A 22,581-nucleotide genomic window follows, 5' to 3' on the forward strand; every position below is an offset into this window, starting at 1 on the left:
CGCGAATACGGAGTGTCAGTCACCAGATGTATTGACTGATCCACCGCATTCGCGAGCAAGCCCGCGCCCACATTGACCGCGCCCCAGCTTCTTCGCCTGTTTTGCCCCTCCATCACGCAAATCAATCTTGCTATCCAGCCTCTATTCGCGCACTTAGACTCGGCCTATTCCCACACAGGTAAGCCGCCATGTCCGAGACGCTGCTCAGTTCCCGCAATCTGGCTTTCGAGCTGTACGAAGTCCTCGATGCCGAGGGCCTGACCCAGCGCGAGCGGTTTGCCGAACACAACCGCGAAACCTTCGATGCCGCCATCAGCACCGCGCGCAGCATTGCCGAAAAGTACTTCGCACCGCATAACCGCAAGAACGACGAGAACGAACCGCGCTTTGAGGACGGCAAGGCCATCCTGATCCCGGAGGTGAAACCGGCCGTGGATGCATTCCTCGAAGCCGGCTTTCTGAACGCCGCACGCAGTTTCGACGCCGGCGGCATGCAACTGCCGACGCTGCTGTCCCAAGCCTGCTTCGCGCACTTCCAGTCGGCAAACGCCGCCTCTACGTCCTACCCGTTCCTGACCATGGGCGCCGCCAACCTGATCGAAAGCTTTGGCACCGAAGAGCAGAAGCAGCGCTTCCTGCAACCCATGATCGACGGCCGCTTCTTCGGCACCATGGCCCTCACCGAGCCACATGCAGGCTCATCGCTGTCGGATATTCGTACACGCGCAGAGCCTGCGGCTGACGGCACTTATCGCCTCAAGGGCAACAAGATCTTCATCTCTGGCGGCGACCACCCGCTGTCGGAAAACATCGTGCACATGGTGTTGGCCAAGCTGCCGGACGCGCCGCCCGGGGTGAAGGGCATTTCGCTGTTTATCGTGCCCAAGTTCCTGGTCAACGACGATGGCAGCCTCGGCGAGCGCAACGATGTGCTGTTGGCCGGGCTGTTTCACAAGATGGGCTGGCGCGGCACCACCTCCACTGCGCTGAACTTCGGCGACAACGGCCACTGCGTCGGCTACCTGGTGGGCAAACCGCACCAGGGCCTGAGCTGCATGTTCCAGATGATGAACGAGGCGCGCATCGGCGTGGGCATGGGCGCGGTGATGCTCGGTTACGCCGGCTACCTATACTCCCTGGAATACGCCCGCGAGCGCCCGCAAGGGCGCCTGCCCGACAGCAAAGACCCAAGCACCGCGCCGGTCTCGATCATCCAGCACGCCGACATCAAACGCATGCTGCTGACCCAGAAAGCCTACGTCGAAGGCGCTTTCGACCTCGGGCTGTACGCCGCGCGCCTGTTCGACGACACCACCACCCTGCCAACCGAAGATGAACGCAAGCACGCCCACGAACTGCTGGACTTGCTCACGCCGATCGTCAAATCCTGGCCCTCGGAGTTCTGCCTCAAGGCCAACGAACTGGCGATCCAGATCCTCGGCGGCCACGGCTACACCCGCGAATACCCGGTGGAACAGTACTACCGCGACAACCGCCTGAACCCGATCCATGAAGGCACCCACGGCATCCAGTCCCTGGACCTGCTGGGGCGCAAGCTTGCGCAGAACGGCGGCGCCGGCCTGAAGCAATTGATTCGCTTGATCGCCGAAACCGGCGCACGGGCGCAGGCCTATCCGTCACTGACCGCCTTGCGTGAGCCGCTTGAGCAGCTTATCAACCGGCTGCAAACCGTCACGCTCGGCCTGCTGACGGATCTCGCCCACGGCAAGGTCAACAGCAGCCTGGCGAATTCGGCGCTGTACTTGAAGGTGTTCGGGCATACGGTAATTGGCTGGCGCTGGCTGGAACAGGCGATTCGCGCCGAGGAAGGCTTGGCCAAGGGTAATGCGGCGGATGTGGCCTTTTACAAAGGCAAGCTCCAGGCCGCCCGGTACTTCCTGACGTGGGAAGTGCCGGGTTGCCATCATGAACTGGCGATTCTGGAGGCACGCGACGATACGTGCCTTGGGATGCAGGATGAGTGGTTCTAACCGCCGCTGGCCAGGCTATCAGGGCTGCCCGATAGCCTTGGCGATCACATCGACCGTGGCGCTGACTTGCTCTTGGTAACGGTCGAGTTCCTGCTGGTGATGCTTTTGCATTTCGATCTGCTCGGCGCACAGGTTCAGCGCGGCCAGTACCAGTAATTTGTCCCCGATCAGGGTCGGGTACTTTTTCTTGGTGGTGGCCAGGGAAGCCTTGAGCATGGTCACGGCGTGCAGCAGGGTTTGATCTTCCCCCTCTGGCGCCTTGATCGAGTAATCCTCTCCGAGAATCGAAACGACCTTTATCCCTTCATTCATGCGCTGACAGGCCCTGCGGTGACACGCTCAACCAGTGCCTGGATGCGCGCGGCGGTGGCGCCGTGTTTTTCTTCCTGCTCCATGAGGTTCAATTGCAGGCTGTCGTTTTCATCCTTGGCGCGCGCCAGTTCTGCCTTGAGGGATTCGTTGCTGCCCAACAGGTCTTGATTCTGCTGTACGAGGTCACTGACCAGTTGTTCCAATTGGCTGAGGGATGCTTCTAACATTTTGATTTCTCGGGCTTTTTCAAAGGGCGGTGACGATAAAGAAAATTCACCTCGGATGCCAGGGTTATCCCCGACGCGCAGCCCGATTTTTAAGGGCCGGGCCGCACTTTCGAGCCTTAGTGACTGCATTTACCCGATCTGGTTCCTGAATCCGCCCAACCCCTCGTCAGGTGCGACAAAAGAGCACACCCGTTTAAGACTTTAGTCGTATGGCCGATAGGCCTTACACACTCTCGTCTCAAGCCCGCACGGATCGCGGTCCTTCCAGGATCTCAGCATGTCCCTACGAAATATGAATATCGCTCCGCGGGCGTTCCTCGGCTTTGCTTTTATTGGCGCACTGATGCTGTTTCTGGGTGTGTTCGCCTTGAACCAAATGAGCAAGATTCGCGCGGCCACCGACGACATCACCTTGAGCAGCGTGCCCAGCATCCGCGCCCTGGATGAGTTCACCCAGCTGACCCTGCGCCTGCGCGTGCTGTCCTACCGCTTGCTGACCAACCGCGAGCCGGACGTACAGCAAAAGACCCTGCAATCGTTTGAAACACGCAACCAGCAGATTCGCACCGCGCAAGGCATTTACGAGAAGCTGATCGACGGCAATGAAGAGCGTGCCACCTACAACGAATACCTGCAGTTGCTGAGCCAGTACCACCAGATAGAAGAGCGCATGAAAGCGCTGTCGAGCGCCAACCAGCTGGATGAACTGCGCACGCTGCTCAATACCGAACTGTTGGCCAACTCCGACAAGATCAACGCGGTAATGGACCGCCTGGTGGAGCTCAACAGCAAGATGGCCCTGGCGACAAACCAGGCGGCCAAGGACCAATACGACACCGCCTTTAGCCTGGTGGTTGGCCTGCTCATCGTGGCCACGGCGCTGACCATGCTGTTTGCCTGGCTGCTGACCCGCAGCATCACCGTGCCGATTTCCCAGGCACTGGAAGCCGCCGAAGAAGTCGCCGAAGGCAACCTCACGCGCCCGATCAAGGTCGAGGGCAATGATGAAGCCGGGCGCCTGCTGGCGGCCATGGCCAAGATGCAAGACAAGCTGCGCGACACCCTGCAACGCATCGCCGGCTCCGCCACCCAGTTGGCCTCGGCCGCCGAAGAGCTGAACGCCGTCACCGACGAAAGCGCCCGTGGCCTGACCCAGCAAAACAACGAAATCGAACAAGCCGCCACCGCCGTCAACGAGATGACCAGCGCCGTCGAAGAAGTCGCGCGCAATGCGGTGAGCACCTCCGAAGCCTCGCGGGCGGCCACATCCTCCGCTGGCGACGGCCGTGACCTGGTGCAGGAAACCGTCAGCGCCATTGAACGCATGAGCGGCGACGTGCAAGCCACCGCTACCTTGATCGGCGACCTGGCCAATGAGTCCCGCGATATCGGCAAGGTGCTCGATGTGATTCGCGGTCTGGCCGACCAGACCAACCTGCTGGCCCTGAATGCCGCCATTGAAGCCGCACGCGCCGGTGAAGCGGGCCGTGGGTTTGCCGTGGTGGCCGATGAAGTGCGGGCACTGGCGCATCGCACTCAGCAGTCGACCAGCGAGATCGAGCGCATGATCGGCAGCATCCAGGCCGGCACCGAACACGCGGTGGATTCGATGCGCAACAGCACCGAGCGCGCGGAATCGACGTTGAATATCGCCAAAGGCGCAGGGATGTCGCTGGACACCATTAATACCGCGATCGTGGAGATCAACGAGCGCAACCTGGTGATCGCCAGCGCAGCGGAAGAGCAGGCGCAGGTGGCGCGGGAAGTGGACCGTAACCTGGTGAATATTCGTGACCTGTCGGTGCAATCGGCCACGGGTGCCAGCCAGACGAGTGCGGCGAGCAATGAGCTGTCGCGCTTGGCCGTGGACCTGAATGGGATGGTGGGGCGCTTCAGGCTCTAACTGACACCGGTAATCCCTTGTGGGAGCTGGCTTGCCTGCTCCCACATTTGATCAGCGGCGCCCACAAAACCTTTTTGACAGCACAGCAATTCAACAGGTTAGAATCGCTGGCACGCAGACTGCATGGTCAGTTTGCGCCCCGTCTTCCCAGTTCTGGAGTACTGCCTTTGAATGCGACGACCATCAACAGCCTGTTCTTGATCGGCGCGTTGCTGGTGAGTGCGAGCATTCTGGTGAGCTCTCTTTCGTCCCGCTTAGGCATCCCGATTCTGGTGATCATCCTGGCCGTGGGCATGATCGCCGGCGTTGACGGCGGCGGCATCATCTTTGATAACTACCCGACCGCCTACCTGGTGGGCAACCTCGCCTTGGCCGTGATCCTGCTCGACGGCGGCTTGCGCACACGGGTGGCGAGTTTCCGCGTGGCACTCTGGCCGGCCTTGTCGCTGGCCACGGTGGGGGTGTTGATCACCACCGGCCTCACCGGCATGGCCGCCGCCTGGCTGTTTGACCTCAATATCATCCAGGGCTTGCTGATCGGCGCCATCGTCGGCTCCACCGACGCCGCGGCGGTGTTCTCGCTGCTCGGCGGCAAGGGCCTGAACGAGCGGGTGACCGCCAGCCTTGAAATCGAATCCGGCAGCAACGACCCGATGGCGGTGTTCCTCACCGTCACCCTGATCGACATGCTCGCCAGCGGCCAGACAGGCCTGCACTGGAGCCTGCTGACCCACCTGATTCGCGAGTTCGGTATCGGCGGCATCGTCGGGTTGGGCGGCGGCTGGCTGATGCTGCAGATGGTCAACCGCATCAACCTGGCCACCGGCCTCTACCCGATCCTGGTGATCGCCGGCGGCCTGTTCGTCTTCGCCCTGACCAACGCCTTCCACGGCAGCGGCTTCCTCGCCGTGTACCTGTGCGGCCTGGTGATCGGCAACCGCCCGGTGCGCAGCCGTCATGGCATTTTGCACATGCTCGACGGCATGGCCTGGCTCGCGCAAATCGGCATGTTTTTGGTACTGGGCCTGCTGGTCACGCCGCACGACTTGCTGCCGATTGCGCTGCCGGCCCTGGGCCTGGCGCTGTGGATGATTCTGTTCGCGCGGCCGCTGTCGGTGATGGTCGGCCTGCTGCCCTTCAAGGCATTCCATGGCCGCGAAAAAGCCTTTATCGCTTGGGTCGGGCTGCGCGGCGCGGTGCCGATCATCCTCGCGGTGTTCCCGCTGATGGCCGGCCTGCCCCACGCGCAGCTGTACTTCAACCTGGCGTTCTTCATCGTGCTGGTGTCGCTGCTGGTGCAAGGCACCAGCCTGCCGTGGGTGGCCAAGCTGCTGAAAGTCACCGTACCGCCAGACCCTGCGCCGATCTCCCGCGCAGCGTTGGAAGTGCACGTCACCAGCGAGTGGGAGCTGTTCGTCTACCGCCTGGGCGCCGAGAAATGGTGCATCGGCGCGGCCCTGCGCGAGCTGAAAATGCCCGAGGGCACGCGGATCGCCGCACTGTTTCGCGGCCAGCAACTGCTCCATCCGTCGGGTAGTACGGTGCTCGAAGTCGACGATTTGCTCTGTGTGATCGGCCATGAACACAACCTGCCGGCCTTGGGCAAACTGTTCAGCCAGGCACCGCAACGCGGCCTCGACCTGCGCTTCTTCGGCGACTTCGTCCTCGAAGGCGACGCCCAGCTGGGCGCGGTCTCCGCCCTGTACGGGCTCAAGCTCGAAGGCATCGACCCGGACATGCCTCTGAGCCGCTTCATTACCCAGAAAGTCGGCGGCGCACCGGTCGTCGGCGACCAAGTGGAATGGAACAACACCCTGTGGACCGTCGCGGTCATGGACGGGAACAAGATCGGAAAAGTCGGCGTCAAATTCCCCGAAGGAAGTCGTCCAGGCCCTGGACTCTTCCTCTAAACTGCGGGGCTATGGCGCCACGCCCCCACCTTTTTTACCTTGCTCGACCGGTATCCATGACGACTCTGCGCACCTTTTTAGCCACTGCCCTGCTAGGCCTGACCCTTTGTGTCGGCAGCGTTTACGCCGCCGACCCGCCCAGCGCCGATGCCATCCAGCAAACCCTGGACAAGCTGCCCGACCGCAAACTGCCCGACGCCGACATGAAGGCGTTGCAAACCATCCTGCAGCAGACCCTGACGTACCTGGGCAACAAGCAGGATTACGAGCAGCGCCTGGCCGACCTCAAGCGCCAGCTGGAAGACGCTCCGCGCCAGACCGCCGACAACCAGCGCGACCTGGTGCGGCTCAAGGCCACCAAAGTCATCCCGGTGACCCAGCGCTACGCCACGCTCCCGGTGCCGCAGCTTGAGCAACTGCTGGTGCAGCGCACCACCCAGCAAGGCGACCTGCAAAAAGAGCTGGCCGACGCCAACAGCCTGACCATCGCCGCGCAAACCCGCCCTGAACGCGCGCAGACCGAAATCAGCAGCAGCCAGACGCGCATCCAGCAGATCAACGCGACCCTCAAGCTCGGCAAAGACAACGGCAAAGCCCTCAGCGGCGACCAGCGCAACCAGTTGAACGCCGAACTCGCCGCCCTGAATGCCTTGATCCCGCTGCGCCGCCAGGAACTGGCCGGCAACAGCCAACTGCAAGACCTGGGCAACAGCCAGCACGACCTGGTGGTGGAAAAAACCGCGCGCCTGGAACAAGAGATCCAGGACCTGCAAACCCTGATCAACCAGAAACGCCTGGCGCAGTCCCAGCAGACGGTGACCCAGCAGTCCATCGAAGCGCAAAAAGCCGGCGGCAGCAGCCTTTTGGCCACCGAAAGCGCGGCCAACCTGAAGCTGTCCGACTACCTGCTCAAAAGCACCGACCGCCTCAACGACCTGACCCAGAAAAACCTGCAGACCAAGCAGCAACTCGACACCGTGACCCAGAGCGACTCGGCGCTGGACGAGCAGATCAACGTGCTCAAGGGCAGCCTGCTGCTGTCCAAGATTCTCTATAAACAGAAACAGGCACTGCCGCGCCTCACCGTGGACCGCGACCTGGCGGACGACATCGCCAACATTCGCCTGTACCAGTTCGAGGTCAACCAGCAGCGCGAGCTGATCAGCTCGCCCAGCGCCTATGTGGATAACTTGCTGGCCAACCAGCCGCCCGAAGACGTCACCCCGCAACTGCGACGCACCTTGCTGGAACTGGCGATCACCCGCAGCGACCTGCTGGAGCGCCTGAGCCGAGAGCTGAGTGCGCTGCTCAATGAATCGATCACCCTGCAACTGAACCAGAAACAACTGCTCAGCACCGCGACCAGCCTGCGCGCGACGCTGGATGAACAGATGTTCTGGATCCCCAGCAACAAGCCGCTGGACACCGAGTGGCTGGAAACGGTGCCGGCGCACCTGAGCAAACAAGTCACCACCCTGCCATGGGCCTCCAGCGTCAGCGAACTCTACGACGGCCTGACCCAGCGCCCGCTGCTGTTCCTGCCGCTGCTGCTGTTGATCGGCGCGCTGTTGTGGCGACGCAAGGCGCTGTACCACCGGCTCAACAAAGTCCACCTGGACATCGGCCACTTCAAGCGCGACAGCCAATGGCACACCCCCCAGGCCATCCTGATCAACATCCTGCTGGCGATGCCGGTGTCGTTGGGCCTGGCGCTGTGCGGTTATGCACTGCAGATCGACGCCCGTGGGCAAAACGCCAACCTGGGCTCGGCCCTGCTGCTGATTGCCCAGGCGTGGCTGGTGTTCTACACCGCCTACCGGATTCTTGCGCCAGGCGGCGTGGCAGAGCTGCATTTCCGCTGGGAAAAACCTCAGGTCGAGTTCCTCCAGGGCTGGATACGCAAGCTCGGGCTGGTGGTCCTGGCCCTGGTGGCCGTGGTGGCAATCGCCGAGCACCAACCGGCGGCGCTGGCCGACGACGTACTGGGTATCGGCGTGGTGCTGACCTGCTACGCGCTGATGGCCTGGCTGCTGGGGCGCCTGCTGCTGCACAGCCCGACCCACGAAAAAGCCTCGCTGTTTCGCAAAGCCGTGGGCCTGGTGTTTACGGCCCTGCCCATCGCGCTGTTTATCGCCGTGTGCTTTGGCTATTACTACACCGCCCTCAAGCTCAGCGACCGGCTGATCAACACCTTGTACCTGCTGATGTTCTGGCTGGTGATCGAAGCCACCTTCGTGCGCGGCCTCGGCGTCGCCGCACGGCGCCTGGCCTACGCGCGGGCCTTGGCCAAACGCCAGGCTGCCAAGGAAGCCGGCGACGGTGAAGCAGTGATCGAAGAGCCGACCCTGGACATCGAGCAGGTCAACGAACAGTCGATGCGCCTGATCCGCCTGGCCTTGCTCGGCGGTTTTATCGCGGCGCTGTACTGGGTGTGGAAGGACCTGATCACGGTGTTCTCCTACCTCGACAACGTGACCCTCTACGAATACACCAGCGGCACCGGCGCCAATATCAGCATGGTGCCGATCAGCATTGGCGACTTGCTCGGCGCCTCGATCATCGTCGGCATCACCTTCGCCCTGGCGCGCAACCTGCCCGGTTTGCTGGAGGTGTTGGTACTGTCCAAGCTGGACCTGGCCCAGGGCAGCGCCTACGCGACCACCACGTTGCTGTCGTATGTGATTGCCGGCGTGGGGTTTGTCTCGACGCTCTCGACCCTCGGCGTCAGCTGGGACAAGTTGCAATGGCTGGTGGCGGCGCTGTCAGTGGGGTTGGGTTTCGGGATGCAGGAGATCTTTGCCAACTTCATCTCCGGCATCATGATCCTGTTCGAACGCCCGGTGCGCATCGGCGACACCATCACCATCGGCAACCTGTCGGGCACGGTGAGCAAGATCCGCATCCGCGCGACCACCATCACCGACTTCGACCGCAAGGACATCATTGTCCCGAACAAAACGTTTATTACCGGGCAATTGATCAACTGGTCGCTGACCGACACCATCACCCGCGTCACCCTGAAGCTCGGCGTGGACTACGGCTCCGACCTGGACCTGGTGAAGGACTTGCTGCTCAAGGCCGCCCGCGAAAACCCGCGCGTGCTGAAAGAGCCGGAACCGCATGTGTACTTCCTCAACTTCGGCGAAAGCACCCTCGACCACGAACTGCGCATGCACGTGCGCGACCTCGGTGACCGCAACCCGGTGATCGACGAGGTGAACCGCTTTATCAACCGCGAGTTCAAGAACCACCACATCAACATCTCGTTCCGCCAGATGGAGGTTTACCTGAAAAACCTCCACGGCCAGGAATACAAACTGGTGGAAGTCGACACCCCGGCCAAGCCTGCCAACGACGGCGGCGTGCAAGAGCCACCACCGAGCAAACTCGACTAAACGCCCTATCCCCAGCAGAATGCTCGGACATTCTGCTGGAGATGGCCGGTGAAAGCCCTCGACGAACTGACCTTCGACAACCGCTTCGCACGCCTGGGCGACGCGTTCTCAACCCACGTACTGCCAGAACCCCTCGACGAACCGCGCCTTGTGGTGGCGAGCGCTGCCGCCATGGCGCTGCTCGACCTCGACCCGGCCGTGGCCGAAACGCCGGTGTTCGCCGAGTTGTTCAGCGGCCACAAACTGTGGGCGGAAGCAGAGCCGCGCGCGATGGTTTACTCCGGGCACCAATTCGGCGGTTACACCCCGCAATTGGGCGATGGCCGCGGGTTGTTGCTGGGCGAGGTGTACAACGAGGCGGGCGAACACTGGGACTTGCACCTCAAAGGCGCCGGCATGACGCCTTACTCGCGCATGGGTGATGGCCGCGCAGTGCTGCGCTCTTCTATTCGTGAGTTTCTGGCGTCTGAAGCCCTGCACGCGCTGAATATCCCCAGCAGCCGGGCCTTGTGCGTGATCGGCTCCGACACGCCCGTGTGGCGTGAGAAACAGGAACGCGGCGCCATGGTGTTGCGCCTGGCGCCGAGCCACATCCGCTTCGGGCATTTCGAATACTTCTACTACACCAAAAAGCCCGAGCAACAGGCCGAACTCGCCGAGCACGTGTTGAACCTGCACTACCCCGAATGCCGCGAACAGCCTGAGCCTTACCTGGCGATGTTCCGCGAAATCGTCGAGCGCAATGCCGAAATGATCGCCAAATGGCAGGCCTATGGCTTCTGCCACGGCGTGATGAACACCGACAACATGTCGATTCTGGGCATCACCTTCGACTTCGGGCCATTCGCGTTTCTCGATGACTTTGACGCGCACTTCATCTGCAACCACTCCGACCATGAAGGGCGGTACTCCTTCAGCAACCAAGTGCCGATCGGCCAATGGAACCTCAGTGCGCTGGCCCAGGCGCTCACGCCGTTTATCAGCGTCGACGCACTGAAAGAAGCCCTCGGTCTGTACCTGCCGCTGTACCAGGCGCATTACCTGGACCTGATGCGCCGCCGGCTGGGGCTGACCACTGCCGAAGACGATGACCAGAAACTGGTAGAACGCTTGCTCAAGTTGATGCAGAACAGCGGCGTGGACTACACGCTGTTCTTCCGCCGCTTGGGCGATGAGTCGGCGGCGCTGGCCGTGGCGCGACTGCGCGATGACTTTGTCGACCTTGCCGGGTTTGACGCCTGGGCCGAGCTGTACAAGGCCCGTGTTGCGCGAGATGGCGACCACAGCGAAGAACAACGCCGCACGCGCATGCACGCGGTAAACCCGCTGTACATCCTGCGCAACTATCTGGCGCAAAACGCCATCGCTGCCGCCGAATCCGGGGATTACAGCGAAGTGCGGCGGCTGCATGAAGTGCTGTCCAAGCCGTTTGAAGAACAGGCCGGGATGGAGCAATACGCGCAGCGGCCGCCGGATTGGGGCAAGCATTTGGAGATTAGTTGCTCGTCGTAGGACCTAAATAAAGGTTTCCACTGACACCCCAAAACGCTCCGCCAGCCAACGAATTTGCCGCACGTTCAGCTGGCGTTTACCGCTCAATACCTCAGAGACGACCGATTGGGCGCCCACACCCGGCAGGTCGCTCTGGGTGAGATTATGTTCGCGCATCATGTAGCGCAGTACGTCGACACCACTGGCAACGGGCATTGGACGGTGTTCGTGATCGTAGGCTTCGATCCAGTCACTGAGGATATCCACCAGGCTCATGAGCGGACTGTCCTCACTTTCGCCGATCAGGCTCAACAGTTCGTCCAAACCACACACCAGCGCGTCGTAGTCTGCCTCGCTTTCTGGTTTACGCATCACTGGCGAAACGAATTGCCAGTGCTCAGCCGCTATTCGCATAAGCGCGCTCATCTGATTTTTTCCTTCCATTTATCTTTCTCATAATCGCGGTGATCAAGCAGATGCTTGATGTAAACGCGCTGTGCCTGATGCTCCACGCGAGCGATCAACCTCAACGTGTTTCCTCCGATATCGAATACATAAAACGCTCCAACCTTGTCCGTGGCGGGGAACATGGTTTTCATCGCCGCGAAATCTTTAGGGCTGTTTCGCTTCATGACTCGATACCACTGGTCCAACGCGGAGGCTGAACGTGGCCACTTTTCCTTTGCTTCCCAGATCCTTTTCTCGCTGATTACTCGCATGCAACATCCTTATCGCATCTTGCTATGAAGGTTAAACCCGAACCTGAACTATCGCAATTTGTTATATCCGCAAACAGACCAACGGCTCAAACCAGAACCGGCTCTGACAGACTAGATTCGCAACCTCACATCAGCACGGGCGTAACTGTGAGTAGATGAGTCACCTGAGCCATGCCTTGATAAACCACGGGCTCGACTCCAAATACATTCCATTGGCCACACTCAAGGAGCCCACCATGTCCGAACCGCTTGTCATCCCCTGCCCGCATTGCAACGGCCTCAACCGCATCCCCGGCGAGCGCCTGGCTGATGCGCCCAAGTGCGGGCGTTGCAAACAGCCTGTGTTGTTGAGCAAACCTTTTGAGCTGAAACAAGGCGACTATGCCAGCCAGATTAAGGGCGACCTGCCGCTGCTGGTGGATGTGTGGGCTGAATGGTGCGGGCCGTGCAAGTCGTTCGCGCCGGTGTTTGAGCAGGCGGCAGGGCAATTGGAGGGCAAGTGCCGGTTAGCCAAGCTCGACAGCGAGGCGAATCAGCAGTTGTCGGCGCAGTTGGGGATTCGCTCGATTCCCAGTTTGATTCTGTTCAAGAACGGCCGCGAGGTGGCGCGTCAGAGTGGAGCGTTTCCGTTGCCGCAGTTGATGAGTTGGTTGCGTAGCCAAGGGGTGTAAACCAGCCCCTCAATCAACGGGGTCAAATGTGGGAGCTGGCTTGCCTGCGATGGCATCACCTCGGTCTAACTGGCAGACCGAGTTGCCTGCATCGCAGGCAAGCCAGCTCCCACATTGACCGTGTTTTAAGCTCGGGCTACGGGGGTTTCGCGGTCCATCATCTGGCCGACGAGCATTACGCCGAGTTCGCTTAATTGATGGATCGCCAGGGCCACGTCACGGTGTTCGCCGGTGAGGTCGTTGGACAGGTTGAGCAATAGCGTGCGAACGGAAGAGAAGGTTTCGTAGCTGTTAAGCACGAGGGTTTCGGTGGGGAGGTTGGGTGCAACGGTATAAAGGTTAACCATGAATCATCTCCGAGTAATGAGCCGCAACCGGCCCGCTACTAAACGGAGGGTGGCAGCTGTACGCAGGTTAGTAGACCGGGGAGACGCAACCGGCGCGCTCGAAAGCGCCCTCCGTACAGCCACCATCAAATTCAGGGAAGTCCTGACCGACGATTTGCTGTACGTCTCACCACGGGCTACTAAACCCGACCGCTGAACATTCAGCGACCGAAGAACCTTAGAGACGCCCATCCAGACGCACAAGCCGGGCGATTCTGGCTTATCTGTAGGCAGCGAGACAAGGCAAGCGCCCACTTGCCAGACCCTTCCTACAGCCCGCGTGGGACAAATCCAACTCCCCTGCTGGAATGCAAAACAAATGTGGGAGCTGGCTTGCCTGCGATGGCCATAAGTATCTACACATCGTTGTAGTGAGCGGGCTTGAAAGTTGTGTAGATATTTATGCTGCGATGGCATCACCCCGGTCTAACTGGCAGACCGAGTTGCCTGCATCGCAGGCAAGCCAGCTCCCACAGGGGATCACAGGGGATTTGTGTTGTCTGGAGGGGTCAGGCGTTTTCCAGTAGGTTATGCAGCTCTACAAACTGCTGCGTCAGCTTGTGCCGAGGGTCCAGGTGGATCAGCGGCTTGCTCTCCTGGTGCGACTCGCGCATGCGCACGGAGCTTGCCAGGTACACCGGCAGCACCGGCAACCCTTCGGCAATCAACTCGTCGAGCATTTGCTGGGGCAAGGTCGCACGGGCCTGGAACTGGTTGACCACGATGCCTTCCACTTCAAGGCCTTCGTTGTGGTCTTCCTTCAATTCTTCGATTTCAGCCAGCAAGCCGTACAGTGCCTGGCGCGAAAAGCTGTCGCAGTCGAAGGGAATGAGCACGCGATCGGCAGCGATCAGCGCCGAAACCGCGTAGAAGTTCAGCGCAGGCGGCGTGTCGAGGTAAATCCGGTCGTAATCTTCGCTCAGTTCATCCAGCAGCTTTCGCAGCTTGTTGATCTTGTGCTTGGCCTCAAGCTTGGGCTGCAGGTCTGCCAGCTCTGCAGTCGCGGTGATGACGTGCAGGTTGTCGAAGGGGGTTTCGTAGATATCCACGCGGTTTTTCTTCGAAAACGGCCCGGAAGACAGGGTTTGCTTGAAGAATTCGGCAATGCCCATCGGGATATCGTCGCCGGTCAGCCCAGTGAGGTATTGGGTTGAGTTGGCCTGTGCATCGAGGTCCACCAACAGGGTCCGATAGCCTTCACTGGCGCTCACCGCCGCCAGGTTGCAGGCGATGCTGGACTTGCCAACGCCGCCTTTTTGATTGAACACCACACGCCGCATGGAAAAACCTCCGTGTATCAATGAATGTCCGAGTGTAGAGGGCAAAAGCGCCTGTTAGCTACCTCGTTCATCCATGCACTGCTGCATCAGCGGCGTTCTGCGCGCCGACTGTCATCCATACCCGACACCTGAAAAGGAACAGTCCGACAATCCAACCAGCCCCTTGGTAAAGGACAATCTGTAAATCTTTTCAACCCATTTGTAATCAGCCGTGAACAATTCTTTACCAAAGTTTGCTAGAACCCCGCAGCACCGGGATAATGCGCGCCATTCGGCTATTGCTCCCTGTCCCGGTATTCGGGGCCAACGGCCGCACATGGAAGCCCGCAGGGGCGGGATAACTTCTCAGTGATCACTTTCAACATCGCCCAATGGCGCGCCTGGGCTCCTGGCCTCGACGGCGTGGACGCGTGGCACGCCTGGTGCCAGGCCCCAGTGTTGCTGCCCGCCAGCGATGCCTCCCCCGACGTTTCGTTTTTACCGGCCATGCAGCGCCGCCGCCTGAGCCGCCTGGCGCGGATGGCGTTCAGCGTGGGCTGGCCGCTCGCCGAAGGCCTGCACGACCTGCCGCTGGTGTTTATTTCTCGCCACGGCGAAACCCCGCGCACCCTCGACATCCTCAGCGACCTGGCCAACGGCCAGCCGTTGTCGCCGACCCAGTTCAGCCTGTCGGTGCATAACGCGGTGATTGGCCTGTGGTCGATCCTGCGCAATGAAACCAGCGAAATGACCGCCCTCGCCGCCGCCGGCGACGGCCTGGAACACGGCATGCTCGAAGCCGCCGCGCTGCTCAACGAAGGCGCTCCGGCCGTGTTGCTGGTGATCACCGAAGAACAGCCGCCTGAAACCTATGCCGGCTGGATCCATGACGTGCCGTTCCCCTATGCCCTGGGCCTGCTGCTGACACCCGGCGACGAGTGGCAGCTGGAACTCACCCCCGGCACTGTCCAACCCACGCACACCCAGTGGCCCCACGCCCTGAACCTGCTGCGCACCCTGCTCACCGAGCAGGCCTCCTGCCAACATGCCTGGAAGAACCGTGTATGGAACTGGCAACGCAAGCCCTGACCGACAAGCCACGGGACGCCTATTACTGGCGCCTGTTCGCCACCGCCACGAGCTTCTTCCTGTTCGGCGTGGGCGGGCTGTGCCTGCGTTTGCTGGTGTTTCCGCTGCTCGGTTGCCTGCCCGGCAGCGCCCAAAAACATCAGCGCCGCGCTCGCCATACCATCAGCAGATTGTTCTGGTTCTTTATCCAACTGATGAAAAAAGGCGGCGTGCTGACCTACAGCGTCGAAGGCGCCGAAAAACTCGGCCGCCCGGGCCAGATGATCATCGCCAACCACCCGTCGCTGATCGACGTGGTGTTCCTGATCGGCTTGATGCGCCAGACCAACTGCGTGGTCAAGCAGAGCCTGTTTCAAAACCCCTTCACCCGCGGGCCGGTGCGCGACGCCGGCTACATCAGCAATGACGGCAGCGCCGACATGCTCGACGCCGCCGCCGACGCCCTGCGCGAAGGGCAGACCCTGATCATCTTTCCCGAAGGCACCCGCACCACACCCGGCGCGGCGCCCGCCTTTCATCGCGGGGGCGCCGCCATTGCGCTGCGCGGTGCGACAATCATCACCCCCGTGGTCATCAAGGTCAGCCCCACCACCCTGACCAAGGCCGAACCCTGGTATCGCATCCCTAAACGCCGCTTTCACTTCAGTTTGCGCGTGGGTGCCGATATAGAACCACAGGCGTTCGCCACGCTGGGCCCTGCGCCCCAGGCTTCACGCAAGCTCAACGATTACCTGCACCACTATTTCATTAAGGAGCTCGCCGAAGATGAGCGACCAACACCGCCTTGAGCACGACATAAAGACGCTGATCATCGAGGCCCTGGGCCTGGAAGACATCAGCGCGGACGACATTGGCAGCGAACAAACCCTGTTCGGCGAAGGCCTGGGCCTGGATTCGGTCGATGCCCTGGAATTGGGCCTGGCGATTCAGAAAAAGTACGGCATCAAGATCGATGCCGACGCCAAGGACACCCGCAATCACTTCACCAACGTGGCCAGCCTTGCGGCGTTCGTCACGGCCCGACAGGCAGCTTGAGACCGTACCATGCAAACTCGTGACGATATTTTCAACACCCTGCGCGATGCCTTGGTGGAACTGTTCGAACTCCCACCGGAGCGCGTCACCCTTGACGCTAACCTGTACCAGGACCTGGAAATCGACAGCATTGACGCTGTGGATTTGATCGACCATATCAAGCGCCAGACCGGCAAGAAGATCGCCGCCGAAGAGTTCAAGGCGGTGCGCACCGTGAACGACGTGGTTGAGGCGGTGTACCGTCTGGTCGCACCTGCCGCATGAGCCGGCTGATCGGCCTTGGCCTGTTGCTGGCGGGGCTGCTGTATCCCTTTGCGGTGTATTACGGCACCGAGCACTTTGCGCCGTGGCAATTCGGCCTGCTGCTGGGCAGCCTGTGGATGCTGCGCGCGCTGACCGGCGCGCGGCGCCCCGGCGGTCGCTGGATGGCCGGGGCGGTGATCGTGTTCTGCCTGTTGCTGGCCTGGTTCGACAACCCGCAGCTGCTGCGCTGGTACCCGAGCCTGGTCAGCGCGTTCATGCTGGCGCTGTTCGGCCTGAGCCTGAAATACGGGCCGCCGATGGTCGAGCGCCTGGCGCGCATGACCGAACCGCACCTGCCGCCGCATGCCGTGGTGTACACGCGCCAGGTCACCGTGGTGTGGAGCGTGTTTTTTCTGTGTAATGGCCTGCTCGCCGCCGCCCTCACCCTGTGGGCGCCGCTGAGCTGGTGGACGTTGTACAACGGCCTGATCGCCTACGGGCTGATGGGGCTGTTGTTTGCCGTGGAATGGCTGGTACGACAAAGGGTTCGAGGCCGCGTATGAATGGTTTGAAACTTGAGCACCTGCTGCTTGAGCCGCTGCAACAGCGTTCGGTCACCACCGAGCCTGCGATGAATCACGCCCAGCTGTTGGAGCGTTCCCTGAGCCTGGCGGCGGGGCTGCAAGCGCGCGGCCTCCAGCGCGTGGCGGTGCACCTGGAAGACGCGGGCCTGCTGGCGATCGCGCTGCTGGGCGCCTGGCGGGCCGGGGTGAGCGTGCTGCTGCCCGCCGACCTGCAACCGCAAACCCGCCACCGCTGGAACACTGCCGTTGACGCCTGGCTGGTGGACGCCGCCGACCTCGACGCGCTGTATCAGGCGCCGTTGAGCCCGGCCGCCCTGGACTTGGACGTTTGCCAACTGAGCCTGTGCACCTCCGGCTCCAGCGGCGAGCCCAAGCGCATCGACAAGACCCTGCGCCAACTGGCGAACGAAGTTGAAGCCCTGGAAACCTTGTGGGGCCCGGACCTCAACGACGCCTGCATCATTGGCAGCGTCGCCACGCAACATATCTACGGCTTGCTGTTTCGTGTGTTGTGGCCGCTGTGCGCCGGTCGCACCTTTGTGCGCAAGCAGTTGGCCTTCCCCGAAGACCTGCAGCGCGCCAGCCGCGAACACCCGCGATTTGCCTGGGTGGCCAGCCCGGCGCTGCTCAAGCGCATGGGTGACAACCTCGACTGGCCGGCGCTGAGCACGGTGTCGCGGGTCTTTTCGTCGGGCGGCGCGCTGCCCATCGAGGCGGCCGGTGAGCTTTACGACCGCCTGCAGCAATGGCCGACGGAAATCCTCGGCAGCTCGGAAACCGGCGGCATCGCCTGGCGCCAGGGCGCGCAACCCTGGCAGCCCTTCGCCGATGTGGCACTGAGCCAGGACGCCGACGGCGCCCTGCGCATTGCGTCGCCCTACCTGCCCGCCGGGCATGTCGAGCAAACCGCCGACGCGGCGCGCATTCATTCCGATGGCCGTTTCGAGTTGCTCGGCCGCCTTGACCGTATCGTCAAGCTGGAAGAAAAACGCATCTCCCTGCCGATGCTCGAACAGGCGCTGATGACCCACCCGTGGGTCGCCGACACCCGCCTGGGCGTGGTCCAGGAAAACCGCGCCTCCCTGGGCGCGCTGGTGGTGCTCAGCGCCGAAGGCCTGCACGCCCTGCGCAACCAGGGCCGCCGCGCGCTGACTCACACCTTGCGCGAGCATTTGAGCCAGCACTGCGAAGCCCTGGCCCTGCCCCGCCGCTGGCGGTTACTGCGCCAGCTGCCGCTGAATGCCCAAGGCAAACTGCCCCAGGCGGATGTCGCCGCGCTGCTGCTCGCGCCCCGGCCAAAAGCGCCGGAAGTGTTGCAGCAAGTCGAGGCGGACGGCGAATGGACCCTGCAACTGAGCATCCCGCCGGACCTTGCGTATTTCAGCGGCCACTTCCCCATCACGCCGATACTGCCAGGCGTGGTGCAGGTGGAATGGGCGTTCAACCTCGGCCAGCAACTGCTTGACCTGCCGCCAACCTTTGCCAGGATGGAAGTGCTCAAGTTCCAGCAACTGGTGCGCCCCGGCGACCAGGTCGAACTGCACCTGCGCTTCGACCAGGAACGCAGCAAGCTCTACTTCGCTTACCGCAACGGCGTCGCAGCCTGCTCCAGCGGCCGAATTCAATTGGCAGCCGCTCATGCATGACCCAGGTGAGCAGGTTCAAATGTGGGAGCTGGCTTGCCTGCGATGCAAGCAACTCGGTCGCCCAGGAGCCCCCACACATGCATAACCCCTGCGCGCTGATCCCGGTCTACAACCATGAAGCCGCCGTGCCAGCCGTGGTTCACAGCCTGTTGGCCAGCGGCCTGCCGTGCCTGTTGGTGGACGACGGCAGCCACCCGGCCTGCGCGGCGGTGTTGGCACAATTGGCCGCACTCGAAAACGTCACCCTACTGACCTTGCCGAGCAACCAGGGCAAAGGTGGCGCGGTCATGGCTGGCTTCCGCGAAGCCGCGCGCCTGGGTTTCAGCCACGCGCTGCAAGTCGACGCCGACGGCCAGCACGACCTGCGCGAAGTCGAAACCTTTATCGACACCTCACGCAGGCACCCCGATGCGGTCATCTGCGGCTACCCCGAATACGACGACAGCGTGCCCAAAGGCCGTTTGTACGCACGCTACCTGACCCACGTGTGGGTGTGGATCAACACCCTGTCGCTGCAGATTCGCGACTCGATGTGCGGCTTTCGCGTGTACCCGTTGGCGCCCACCCTGGCCTTGATGGACTCGGCCTACATCGGCACCCACATGGATTTCGACTCCGACATCCTGGTGCGCCTGGCCTGGCGCAACCAGCCGATGCGCTGGCTGCCGACGCAGGTGCATTACCCCACCGACGGCGTGTCGCACTTCCGCTTGTTCCGCGACAACCTGCGCATCTCCGCCATGCACACCCGGCTGTTCTTTGGCATGTTGGTGCGCGCGCCGATGATTGTGTGGCGACGGTGGCAGGCATGAGCGACAGCACCAAACACTGGGCCGACCGCGAGGAGCGTGGCAGTTTCTGGCTGATGAAATTCACCGCCGGCGCCGCCAGGCTGCTCGGCCGGCGCCTGCTGAGCCCGTTGCTGTACGGCATCGTGCTGTACTTTTTCCTGTTCGGCCGCACGGCGCGCCAGAGTGCCTGGCAATACCAGCAACGCTTGGCCGACTGGAGCGGCCGCGATGAACTGCGGCCCACGCATAAAACAGTCTTCGGCCAGTTCATGGCCTTTGCCGACTCCCTGCTCGACAAGCTCGACGTGTGGAACGGCAAGCTGCGCATCGAGCAAATCGAAATCAACGACCCGGCGCAATTGCGCGGGCAACTGCGCGGCGAGCGTGGGCAGATGCTGGTGGGCGCGCACCTGGGCAACCTCGAAGTGTGCCGCGCGCTCGCCGAACTCGGCGAACAAGTCACCATGAACGTGCTGGTGCACACCAAGCACGCCGAACACTTCAACCGCCTGCTTGGCGAGGCCGGGGCCACGCATTTGCGCCTGATCCAGGTGAGCGAACTGGACCCGGCCACCATGCTGCTGCTCAGCCAGCGCCTGGACGACGGCGAGTGGCTGGCGATTGCCGGCGACCGCGTGCCGCTGCACGGCGGGCGCAAGGTCCGTGTGGATTTCCTCGGCTTTGACGCGGCATTCCCCCAAGGCCCGTGGCTGTTGGCCGGCCTGCTCAAATGCCCGGTCAACCTGCTGATGTGCCTCAAACACCACGGCCGCTATCGCCTGAGCATCGAGCCGTTTGCCGAATTGATCGAATGGAAGCGCAGCACCCGCGAGCAGGTGATAACCCAGTGGACCGCGCGCTACGCCGCACGCCTGGCCCAGTTCTGCCTGGAAGCGCCCCAACAGTGGTTCAACTTTTACCCTTTCTGGAAGACCGATGACGACGCATCTTGAGCCGGTAACCTTTGGCGAACGCCCATTGCGCATTGAAGACGTGCTGGCCCTGGCCAACCGCCAAGCGCCGACGCAGCTGCAAAACGATGCCGCGTACCGCCAGCGCATTGCCAAGGGCGCGCAGTTCCTCGACTCGCTGCTGGACAAGGAAGGCGTGATCTACGGGGTCACCACCGGTTACGGCGACTCGTGCGTGGTGGCGGTACCGCTGCAACACGTCGAAGCCTTGCCGCGTCACCTCTACACCTTCCACGGCTGCGGCCTGGGCAAGTTGCTGGACGCACAAGCCACCCGCGCGGTGCTGGCGGCGCGTTTACAGTCGCTGTGCCACGGCGTGTCCGGCGTGCGCGTGGAACTGCTGGAACGGCTGCATGCCTTCCTCGAACACGACGTACTGCCGCTGATCCCTGAAGAAGGCTCGGTGGGCGCCAGCGGTGATCTGACGCCGCTGTCCTACGTCGCCGCGACCCTGTCCGGCGAGCGCGAAGTGATGTTCCGGGGCGAGCGCCGCGAAGCCGCCGACTTACACCGCGAACTGGGCTGGGACCCATTGGTACTGCGCCCCAAGGAAGCCTTGGCGCTGATGAACGGCACCGCCGTGATGACCGGCCTCGCCTGCCTGGCGTTTGCCCGCGCCGACTACCTGCTGCAACTCGCCACGCGCATCACCGCGCTGAACGTGGTGGCGCTGCAAGGCAACCCGGAGCACTTCGACGAGCGCCTGTTCGCCGCCAAGCCGCACCCGGGGCAGATGCAAGTCGCCGCCTGGCTGCGCAAGGACCTGGCGATTGACGCGCCGACCGCGCCGTTGCATCGCCTGCAGGATCGCTACTCGCTGCGCTGCGCGCCGCACGTGCTCGGGGTGTTGGCCGACAGCCTGAACTGGCTGCGCTCATTTATCGAAATCGAACTGAACAGCGCCAACGACAACCCGATCATCGACGCTGAAGAAGAACGCGTGCTGCACGGCGGGCACTTCTACGGCGGGCATATCGCCTTCGCCATGGACAGCCTCAAGACCTTGGTGGCCAACGTCGCCGACCTGCTCGACCGCCAGCTCGCGCTGCTGGTGGACGTGCGTTACAACCACGGCCTGCCGAGCAACCTGTCGGGCGCCCCGGCGGACCGCGCGATGATCAACCACGGCTTCAAGGCCGTGCAGATCGGCACCAGCGCCTGGACCGCCGAAGCGTTGAAAAACACCATGCCGGCCAGCGTGTTCTCACGCTCCACCGAGTGCCATAACCAGGACAAAGTGAGCATGGGCACCATCGCCGCCCGCGACGCGATCCGCGTGCTGGAGCTGACCGAACAGGTCGCCGCCGCCACCTTGCTCGCGGCCAACCAGGGTGTGTGGCTGCGTGCCCAGGCAGAAGACGCACGACCATTGCCGCCGGCCCTGGCAGCCATGCATGAGGAACTCGGCAAGGACTTCCCGCCGGTCATCGAAGACCGCGCCCTCGAAGGCGAACTGCGCCTGTGCCTGAAGCGCATCGCCGAGCAACACTGGAGGCTGCATGCGTAGCCAGGGCGTGCTGCATTGCGACACCCACATCCTTGTGCCGTTTTTCGACGTCGACACCCTGCACGTGGTGTGGCACGGGCATTACGTTAAGTACCTGGAAGTGGCGCGCTGCGCGCTGCTGGACAAGATCGGCCACAACTACACGGCGATGCTTGAGTCCGGCTACGCCTGGCCGGTGATCGACATGCAGCTGCGCTATGTGCGCGGCGCGGTATTCGGCCAGACCCTGAATGTGCGCGCCAGCCTGGTGGAATGGGAGAACCGTTTGAAGGTCAACTACCTGATCACCGACCTCGCCAGCGGCGAACGTTTGACCCGCGCCAGCACCGTGCAAGTGGCCGTGGAAATCGCCAGCCGCGAGATGCAGCTGGCCTCCCCCAAAGTATTCACCGACGCCGTCGAAAGGGCCTTGAAATGAGATCCAATGTGGGAGCGGGCTTGCTCGCGAAGG

21 protein-coding genes and 2 pseudogenes are annotated in these 22,581 nt (G+C 62.2%); 17 read left to right on the forward strand and 6 right to left on the reverse strand.

What is annotated here, in order from left to right; genetic code table 11:
* The first annotated feature begins 188 nt into the window (after positions 1 to 188).
* Complete coding sequence (locus WBB95_RS25540; protein ID WP_424490102.1) at positions 189 to 1,991, forward strand: acyl-CoA dehydrogenase; 1,803 nt, start codon at positions 189 to 191, stop codon at positions 1,989 to 1,991.
* A gap of 18 nt (positions 1,992 to 2,009) precedes the next feature.
* Here the strand turns inward: WBB95_RS25540 and WBB95_RS25545 are convergent, their stop codons facing one another.
* A complete protein-coding gene (locus WBB95_RS25545) occupies positions 2,010 to 2,303 on the reverse strand; it encodes a cell division protein ZapA (RefSeq protein ID WP_424490103.1) in 294 nt (97 codons plus the stop codon).
* Positions 2,300 to 2,530, reverse strand: coding sequence for a hypothetical protein (locus tag WBB95_RS25550; protein ID WP_424490104.1), 231 nt, complete (start codon positions 2,528 to 2,530; stop codon positions 2,300 to 2,302). The genes WBB95_RS25545 and WBB95_RS25550 overlap by 4 nt, the downstream gene beginning before the upstream one ends.
* 343 nt (positions 2,531 to 2,873) lie before the next feature.
* Here WBB95_RS25550 and WBB95_RS25555 point away from each other — a divergent pair.
* The 5 genes and pseudogenes from WBB95_RS25555 to selO all read left to right on the forward strand — a co-directional run.
* A pseudogene (locus WBB95_RS25555) lies at positions 2,874 to 3,530 on the forward strand (MCP four helix bundle domain-containing protein); the annotation flags it as partial.
* Between the two features lie 303 nt (positions 3,531 to 3,833).
* Positions 3,834 to 4,433, forward strand: a pseudogene (locus WBB95_RS25560) (methyl-accepting chemotaxis protein); the annotation flags it as partial.
* A gap of 167 nt (positions 4,434 to 4,600) precedes the next feature.
* Entirely contained in the window at positions 4,601 to 6,343 is a 1,743-nt protein-coding gene (locus WBB95_RS25565) for a potassium/proton antiporter (RefSeq protein ID WP_424490105.1), read from the forward strand.
* 56 nt (positions 6,344 to 6,399) lie between these two features.
* Positions 6,400 to 9,738, forward strand: coding sequence for a mechanosensitive channel MscK (gene mscK, locus WBB95_RS25570; RefSeq protein ID WP_424490106.1), 3,339 nt, complete (start codon positions 6,400 to 6,402; stop codon positions 9,736 to 9,738).
* A gap of 48 nt (positions 9,739 to 9,786) precedes the next feature.
* On the forward strand, positions 9,787 to 11,250 hold the full coding sequence (gene selO, locus WBB95_RS25575) for a protein adenylyltransferase SelO (RefSeq protein WP_424490107.1): 1,464 nt from the start codon (positions 9,787 to 9,789) through the stop codon (positions 11,248 to 11,250).
* Between the two features lie 3 nt (positions 11,251 to 11,253).
* On the opposite strand, the gene WBB95_RS25580 is transcribed toward selO, so the two are convergent.
* Positions 11,254 to 11,655, reverse strand: a complete 402-nt coding sequence (locus WBB95_RS25580) for a helix-turn-helix domain-containing protein (protein WP_424490108.1) — start codon at positions 11,653 to 11,655, stop codon at positions 11,254 to 11,256.
* A complete protein-coding gene (locus WBB95_RS25585) occupies positions 11,652 to 11,948 on the reverse strand; it encodes a type II toxin-antitoxin system HigB family toxin (protein WP_424490109.1) in 297 nt (98 codons plus the stop codon). The genes WBB95_RS25580 and WBB95_RS25585 overlap by 4 nt, the downstream gene beginning before the upstream one ends.
* 236 nt (positions 11,949 to 12,184) lie before the next feature.
* Between WBB95_RS25585 and trxC the strand changes: the two genes are divergently transcribed.
* Entirely contained in the window at positions 12,185 to 12,619 is a 435-nt protein-coding gene (trxC, locus tag WBB95_RS25590; protein WP_424490110.1) for a thioredoxin TrxC, read from the forward strand.
* 125 nt (positions 12,620 to 12,744) lie between these two features.
* On the opposite strand, the gene WBB95_RS25595 is transcribed toward trxC, so the two are convergent.
* Together WBB95_RS25595 and WBB95_RS25600 are read right to left on the reverse strand one after the other, a co-directional pair.
* A complete protein-coding gene (locus WBB95_RS25595; protein ID WP_424490111.1) occupies positions 12,745 to 12,966 on the reverse strand; it encodes a DUF6124 family protein in 222 nt (73 codons plus the stop codon).
* A 548-nt stretch (positions 12,967 to 13,514) separates the two neighbouring features.
* On the reverse strand, positions 13,515 to 14,285 hold the full coding sequence (locus WBB95_RS25600; RefSeq protein ID WP_424490112.1) for a ParA family protein: 771 nt from the start codon (positions 14,283 to 14,285) through the stop codon (positions 13,515 to 13,517).
* Positions 14,286 to 14,633: 348 nt separating this feature from the next.
* Between WBB95_RS25600 and WBB95_RS25605 the strand changes: the two genes are divergently transcribed.
* From WBB95_RS25605 to WBB95_RS25650, 10 genes are all read left to right on the forward strand, one after another.
* Positions 14,634 to 15,353 (forward strand): beta-ketoacyl synthase chain length factor, encoded by a 720-nt coding sequence (locus tag WBB95_RS25605; RefSeq protein WP_424490113.1) that lies wholly within the window; start codon positions 14,634 to 14,636, stop codon positions 15,351 to 15,353.
* Positions 15,329 to 16,141, forward strand: a complete 813-nt coding sequence (locus WBB95_RS25610; RefSeq protein ID WP_424490114.1) for a lysophospholipid acyltransferase family protein — start codon at positions 15,329 to 15,331, stop codon at positions 16,139 to 16,141. The genes WBB95_RS25605 and WBB95_RS25610 overlap by 25 nt, the downstream gene beginning before the upstream one ends.
* A complete protein-coding gene (locus tag WBB95_RS25615; protein ID WP_065899982.1) occupies positions 16,119 to 16,388 on the forward strand; it encodes a phosphopantetheine-binding protein in 270 nt (89 codons plus the stop codon). The genes WBB95_RS25610 and WBB95_RS25615 overlap by 23 nt, the downstream gene beginning before the upstream one ends.
* A 9-nt stretch (positions 16,389 to 16,397) precedes the next feature.
* Positions 16,398 to 16,652, forward strand: a complete 255-nt coding sequence (locus WBB95_RS25620; RefSeq protein ID WP_424490115.1) for an acyl carrier protein — start codon at positions 16,398 to 16,400, stop codon at positions 16,650 to 16,652.
* A complete protein-coding gene (locus WBB95_RS25625) occupies positions 16,649 to 17,194 on the forward strand; it encodes a hypothetical protein (protein ID WP_424490116.1) in 546 nt (181 codons plus the stop codon). The genes WBB95_RS25620 and WBB95_RS25625 overlap by 4 nt, the downstream gene beginning before the upstream one ends.
* Entirely contained in the window at positions 17,191 to 18,861 is a 1,671-nt protein-coding gene (locus WBB95_RS25630) for an AMP-binding protein (protein WP_424490117.1), read from the forward strand. Before WBB95_RS25625 ends, WBB95_RS25630 begins: the two co-directional genes overlap by 4 nt.
* Positions 18,862 to 18,938: 77 nt before the next feature.
* On the forward strand, positions 18,939 to 19,673 hold the full coding sequence (locus tag WBB95_RS25635; protein WP_424490118.1) for a glycosyltransferase family 2 protein: 735 nt from the start codon (positions 18,939 to 18,941) through the stop codon (positions 19,671 to 19,673).
* Positions 19,670 to 20,605 (forward strand): glycosyl transferase, encoded by a 936-nt coding sequence (locus WBB95_RS25640; protein WP_424490119.1) that lies wholly within the window; start codon positions 19,670 to 19,672, stop codon positions 20,603 to 20,605. Before WBB95_RS25635 ends, WBB95_RS25640 begins: the two co-directional genes overlap by 4 nt.
* On the forward strand, positions 20,589 to 22,130 hold the full coding sequence (locus WBB95_RS25645; protein ID WP_424490120.1) for an HAL/PAL/TAL family ammonia-lyase: 1,542 nt from the start codon (positions 20,589 to 20,591) through the stop codon (positions 22,128 to 22,130). The genes WBB95_RS25640 and WBB95_RS25645 overlap by 17 nt, the downstream gene beginning before the upstream one ends.
* Positions 22,123 to 22,548, forward strand: coding sequence for an acyl-CoA thioesterase (locus WBB95_RS25650; protein WP_424490121.1), 426 nt, complete (start codon positions 22,123 to 22,125; stop codon positions 22,546 to 22,548). Before WBB95_RS25645 ends, WBB95_RS25650 begins: the two co-directional genes overlap by 8 nt.
* Positions 22,549 to 22,581: the final 33 nt, after the last annotated feature.

It is taken from the genome of Pseudomonas sp. (assembly GCF_049645325.1).
Lineage (GTDB): Bacteria > Pseudomonadota > Gammaproteobacteria > Pseudomonadales > Pseudomonadaceae > Aquipseudomonas.

Coding starts and splice junctions, on each gene's coding strand:
- WBB95_RS25540 (WP_424490102.1), top strand. CDS start 189: ATGTCCGAGACGCTGCTCAGTTCCCGCAATCTGGCTTTCGAGCTGTAC.
- WBB95_RS25545 (WP_424490103.1), bottom strand. CDS start 2,303: ATGAATGAAGGGATAAAGGTCGTTTCGATTCTCGGAGAGGATTACTCG.
- WBB95_RS25550 (WP_424490104.1), bottom strand. CDS start 2,530: ATGTTAGAAGCATCCCTCAGCCAATTGGAACAACTGGTCAGTGACCTC.
- mscK (WP_424490106.1), top strand. CDS start 6,400: ATGACGACTCTGCGCACCTTTTTAGCCACTGCCCTGCTAGGCCTGACC.
- WBB95_RS25580 (WP_424490108.1), bottom strand. CDS start 11,655: ATGAGCGCGCTTATGCGAATAGCGGCTGAGCACTGGCAATTCGTTTCG.
- WBB95_RS25585 (WP_424490109.1), bottom strand. CDS start 11,948: ATGCGAGTAATCAGCGAGAAAAGGATCTGGGAAGCAAAGGAAAAGTGG.
- trxC (WP_424490110.1), top strand. CDS start 12,185: ATGTCCGAACCGCTTGTCATCCCCTGCCCGCATTGCAACGGCCTCAAC.
- WBB95_RS25595 (WP_424490111.1), bottom strand. CDS start 12,966: ATGGTTAACCTTTATACCGTTGCACCCAACCTCCCCACCGAAACCCTC.
- WBB95_RS25600 (WP_424490112.1), bottom strand. CDS start 14,285: ATGCGGCGTGTGGTGTTCAATCAAAAAGGCGGCGTTGGCAAGTCCAGC.
- WBB95_RS25610 (WP_424490114.1), top strand. CDS start 15,329: ATGGAACTGGCAACGCAAGCCCTGACCGACAAGCCACGGGACGCCTAT.
- WBB95_RS25615 (WP_065899982.1), top strand. CDS start 16,119: ATGAGCGACCAACACCGCCTTGAGCACGACATAAAGACGCTGATCATC.
- WBB95_RS25620 (WP_424490115.1), top strand. CDS start 16,398: ATGCAAACTCGTGACGATATTTTCAACACCCTGCGCGATGCCTTGGTG.
- WBB95_RS25625 (WP_424490116.1), top strand. CDS start 16,649: ATGAGCCGGCTGATCGGCCTTGGCCTGTTGCTGGCGGGGCTGCTGTAT.
- WBB95_RS25630 (WP_424490117.1), top strand. CDS start 17,191: ATGAATGGTTTGAAACTTGAGCACCTGCTGCTTGAGCCGCTGCAACAG.
- WBB95_RS25635 (WP_424490118.1), top strand. CDS start 18,939: ATGCATAACCCCTGCGCGCTGATCCCGGTCTACAACCATGAAGCCGCC.
- WBB95_RS25640 (WP_424490119.1), top strand. CDS start 19,670: ATGAGCGACAGCACCAAACACTGGGCCGACCGCGAGGAGCGTGGCAGT.
- WBB95_RS25645 (WP_424490120.1), top strand. CDS start 20,589: ATGACGACGCATCTTGAGCCGGTAACCTTTGGCGAACGCCCATTGCGC.
- WBB95_RS25650 (WP_424490121.1), top strand. CDS start 22,123: ATGCGTAGCCAGGGCGTGCTGCATTGCGACACCCACATCCTTGTGCCG.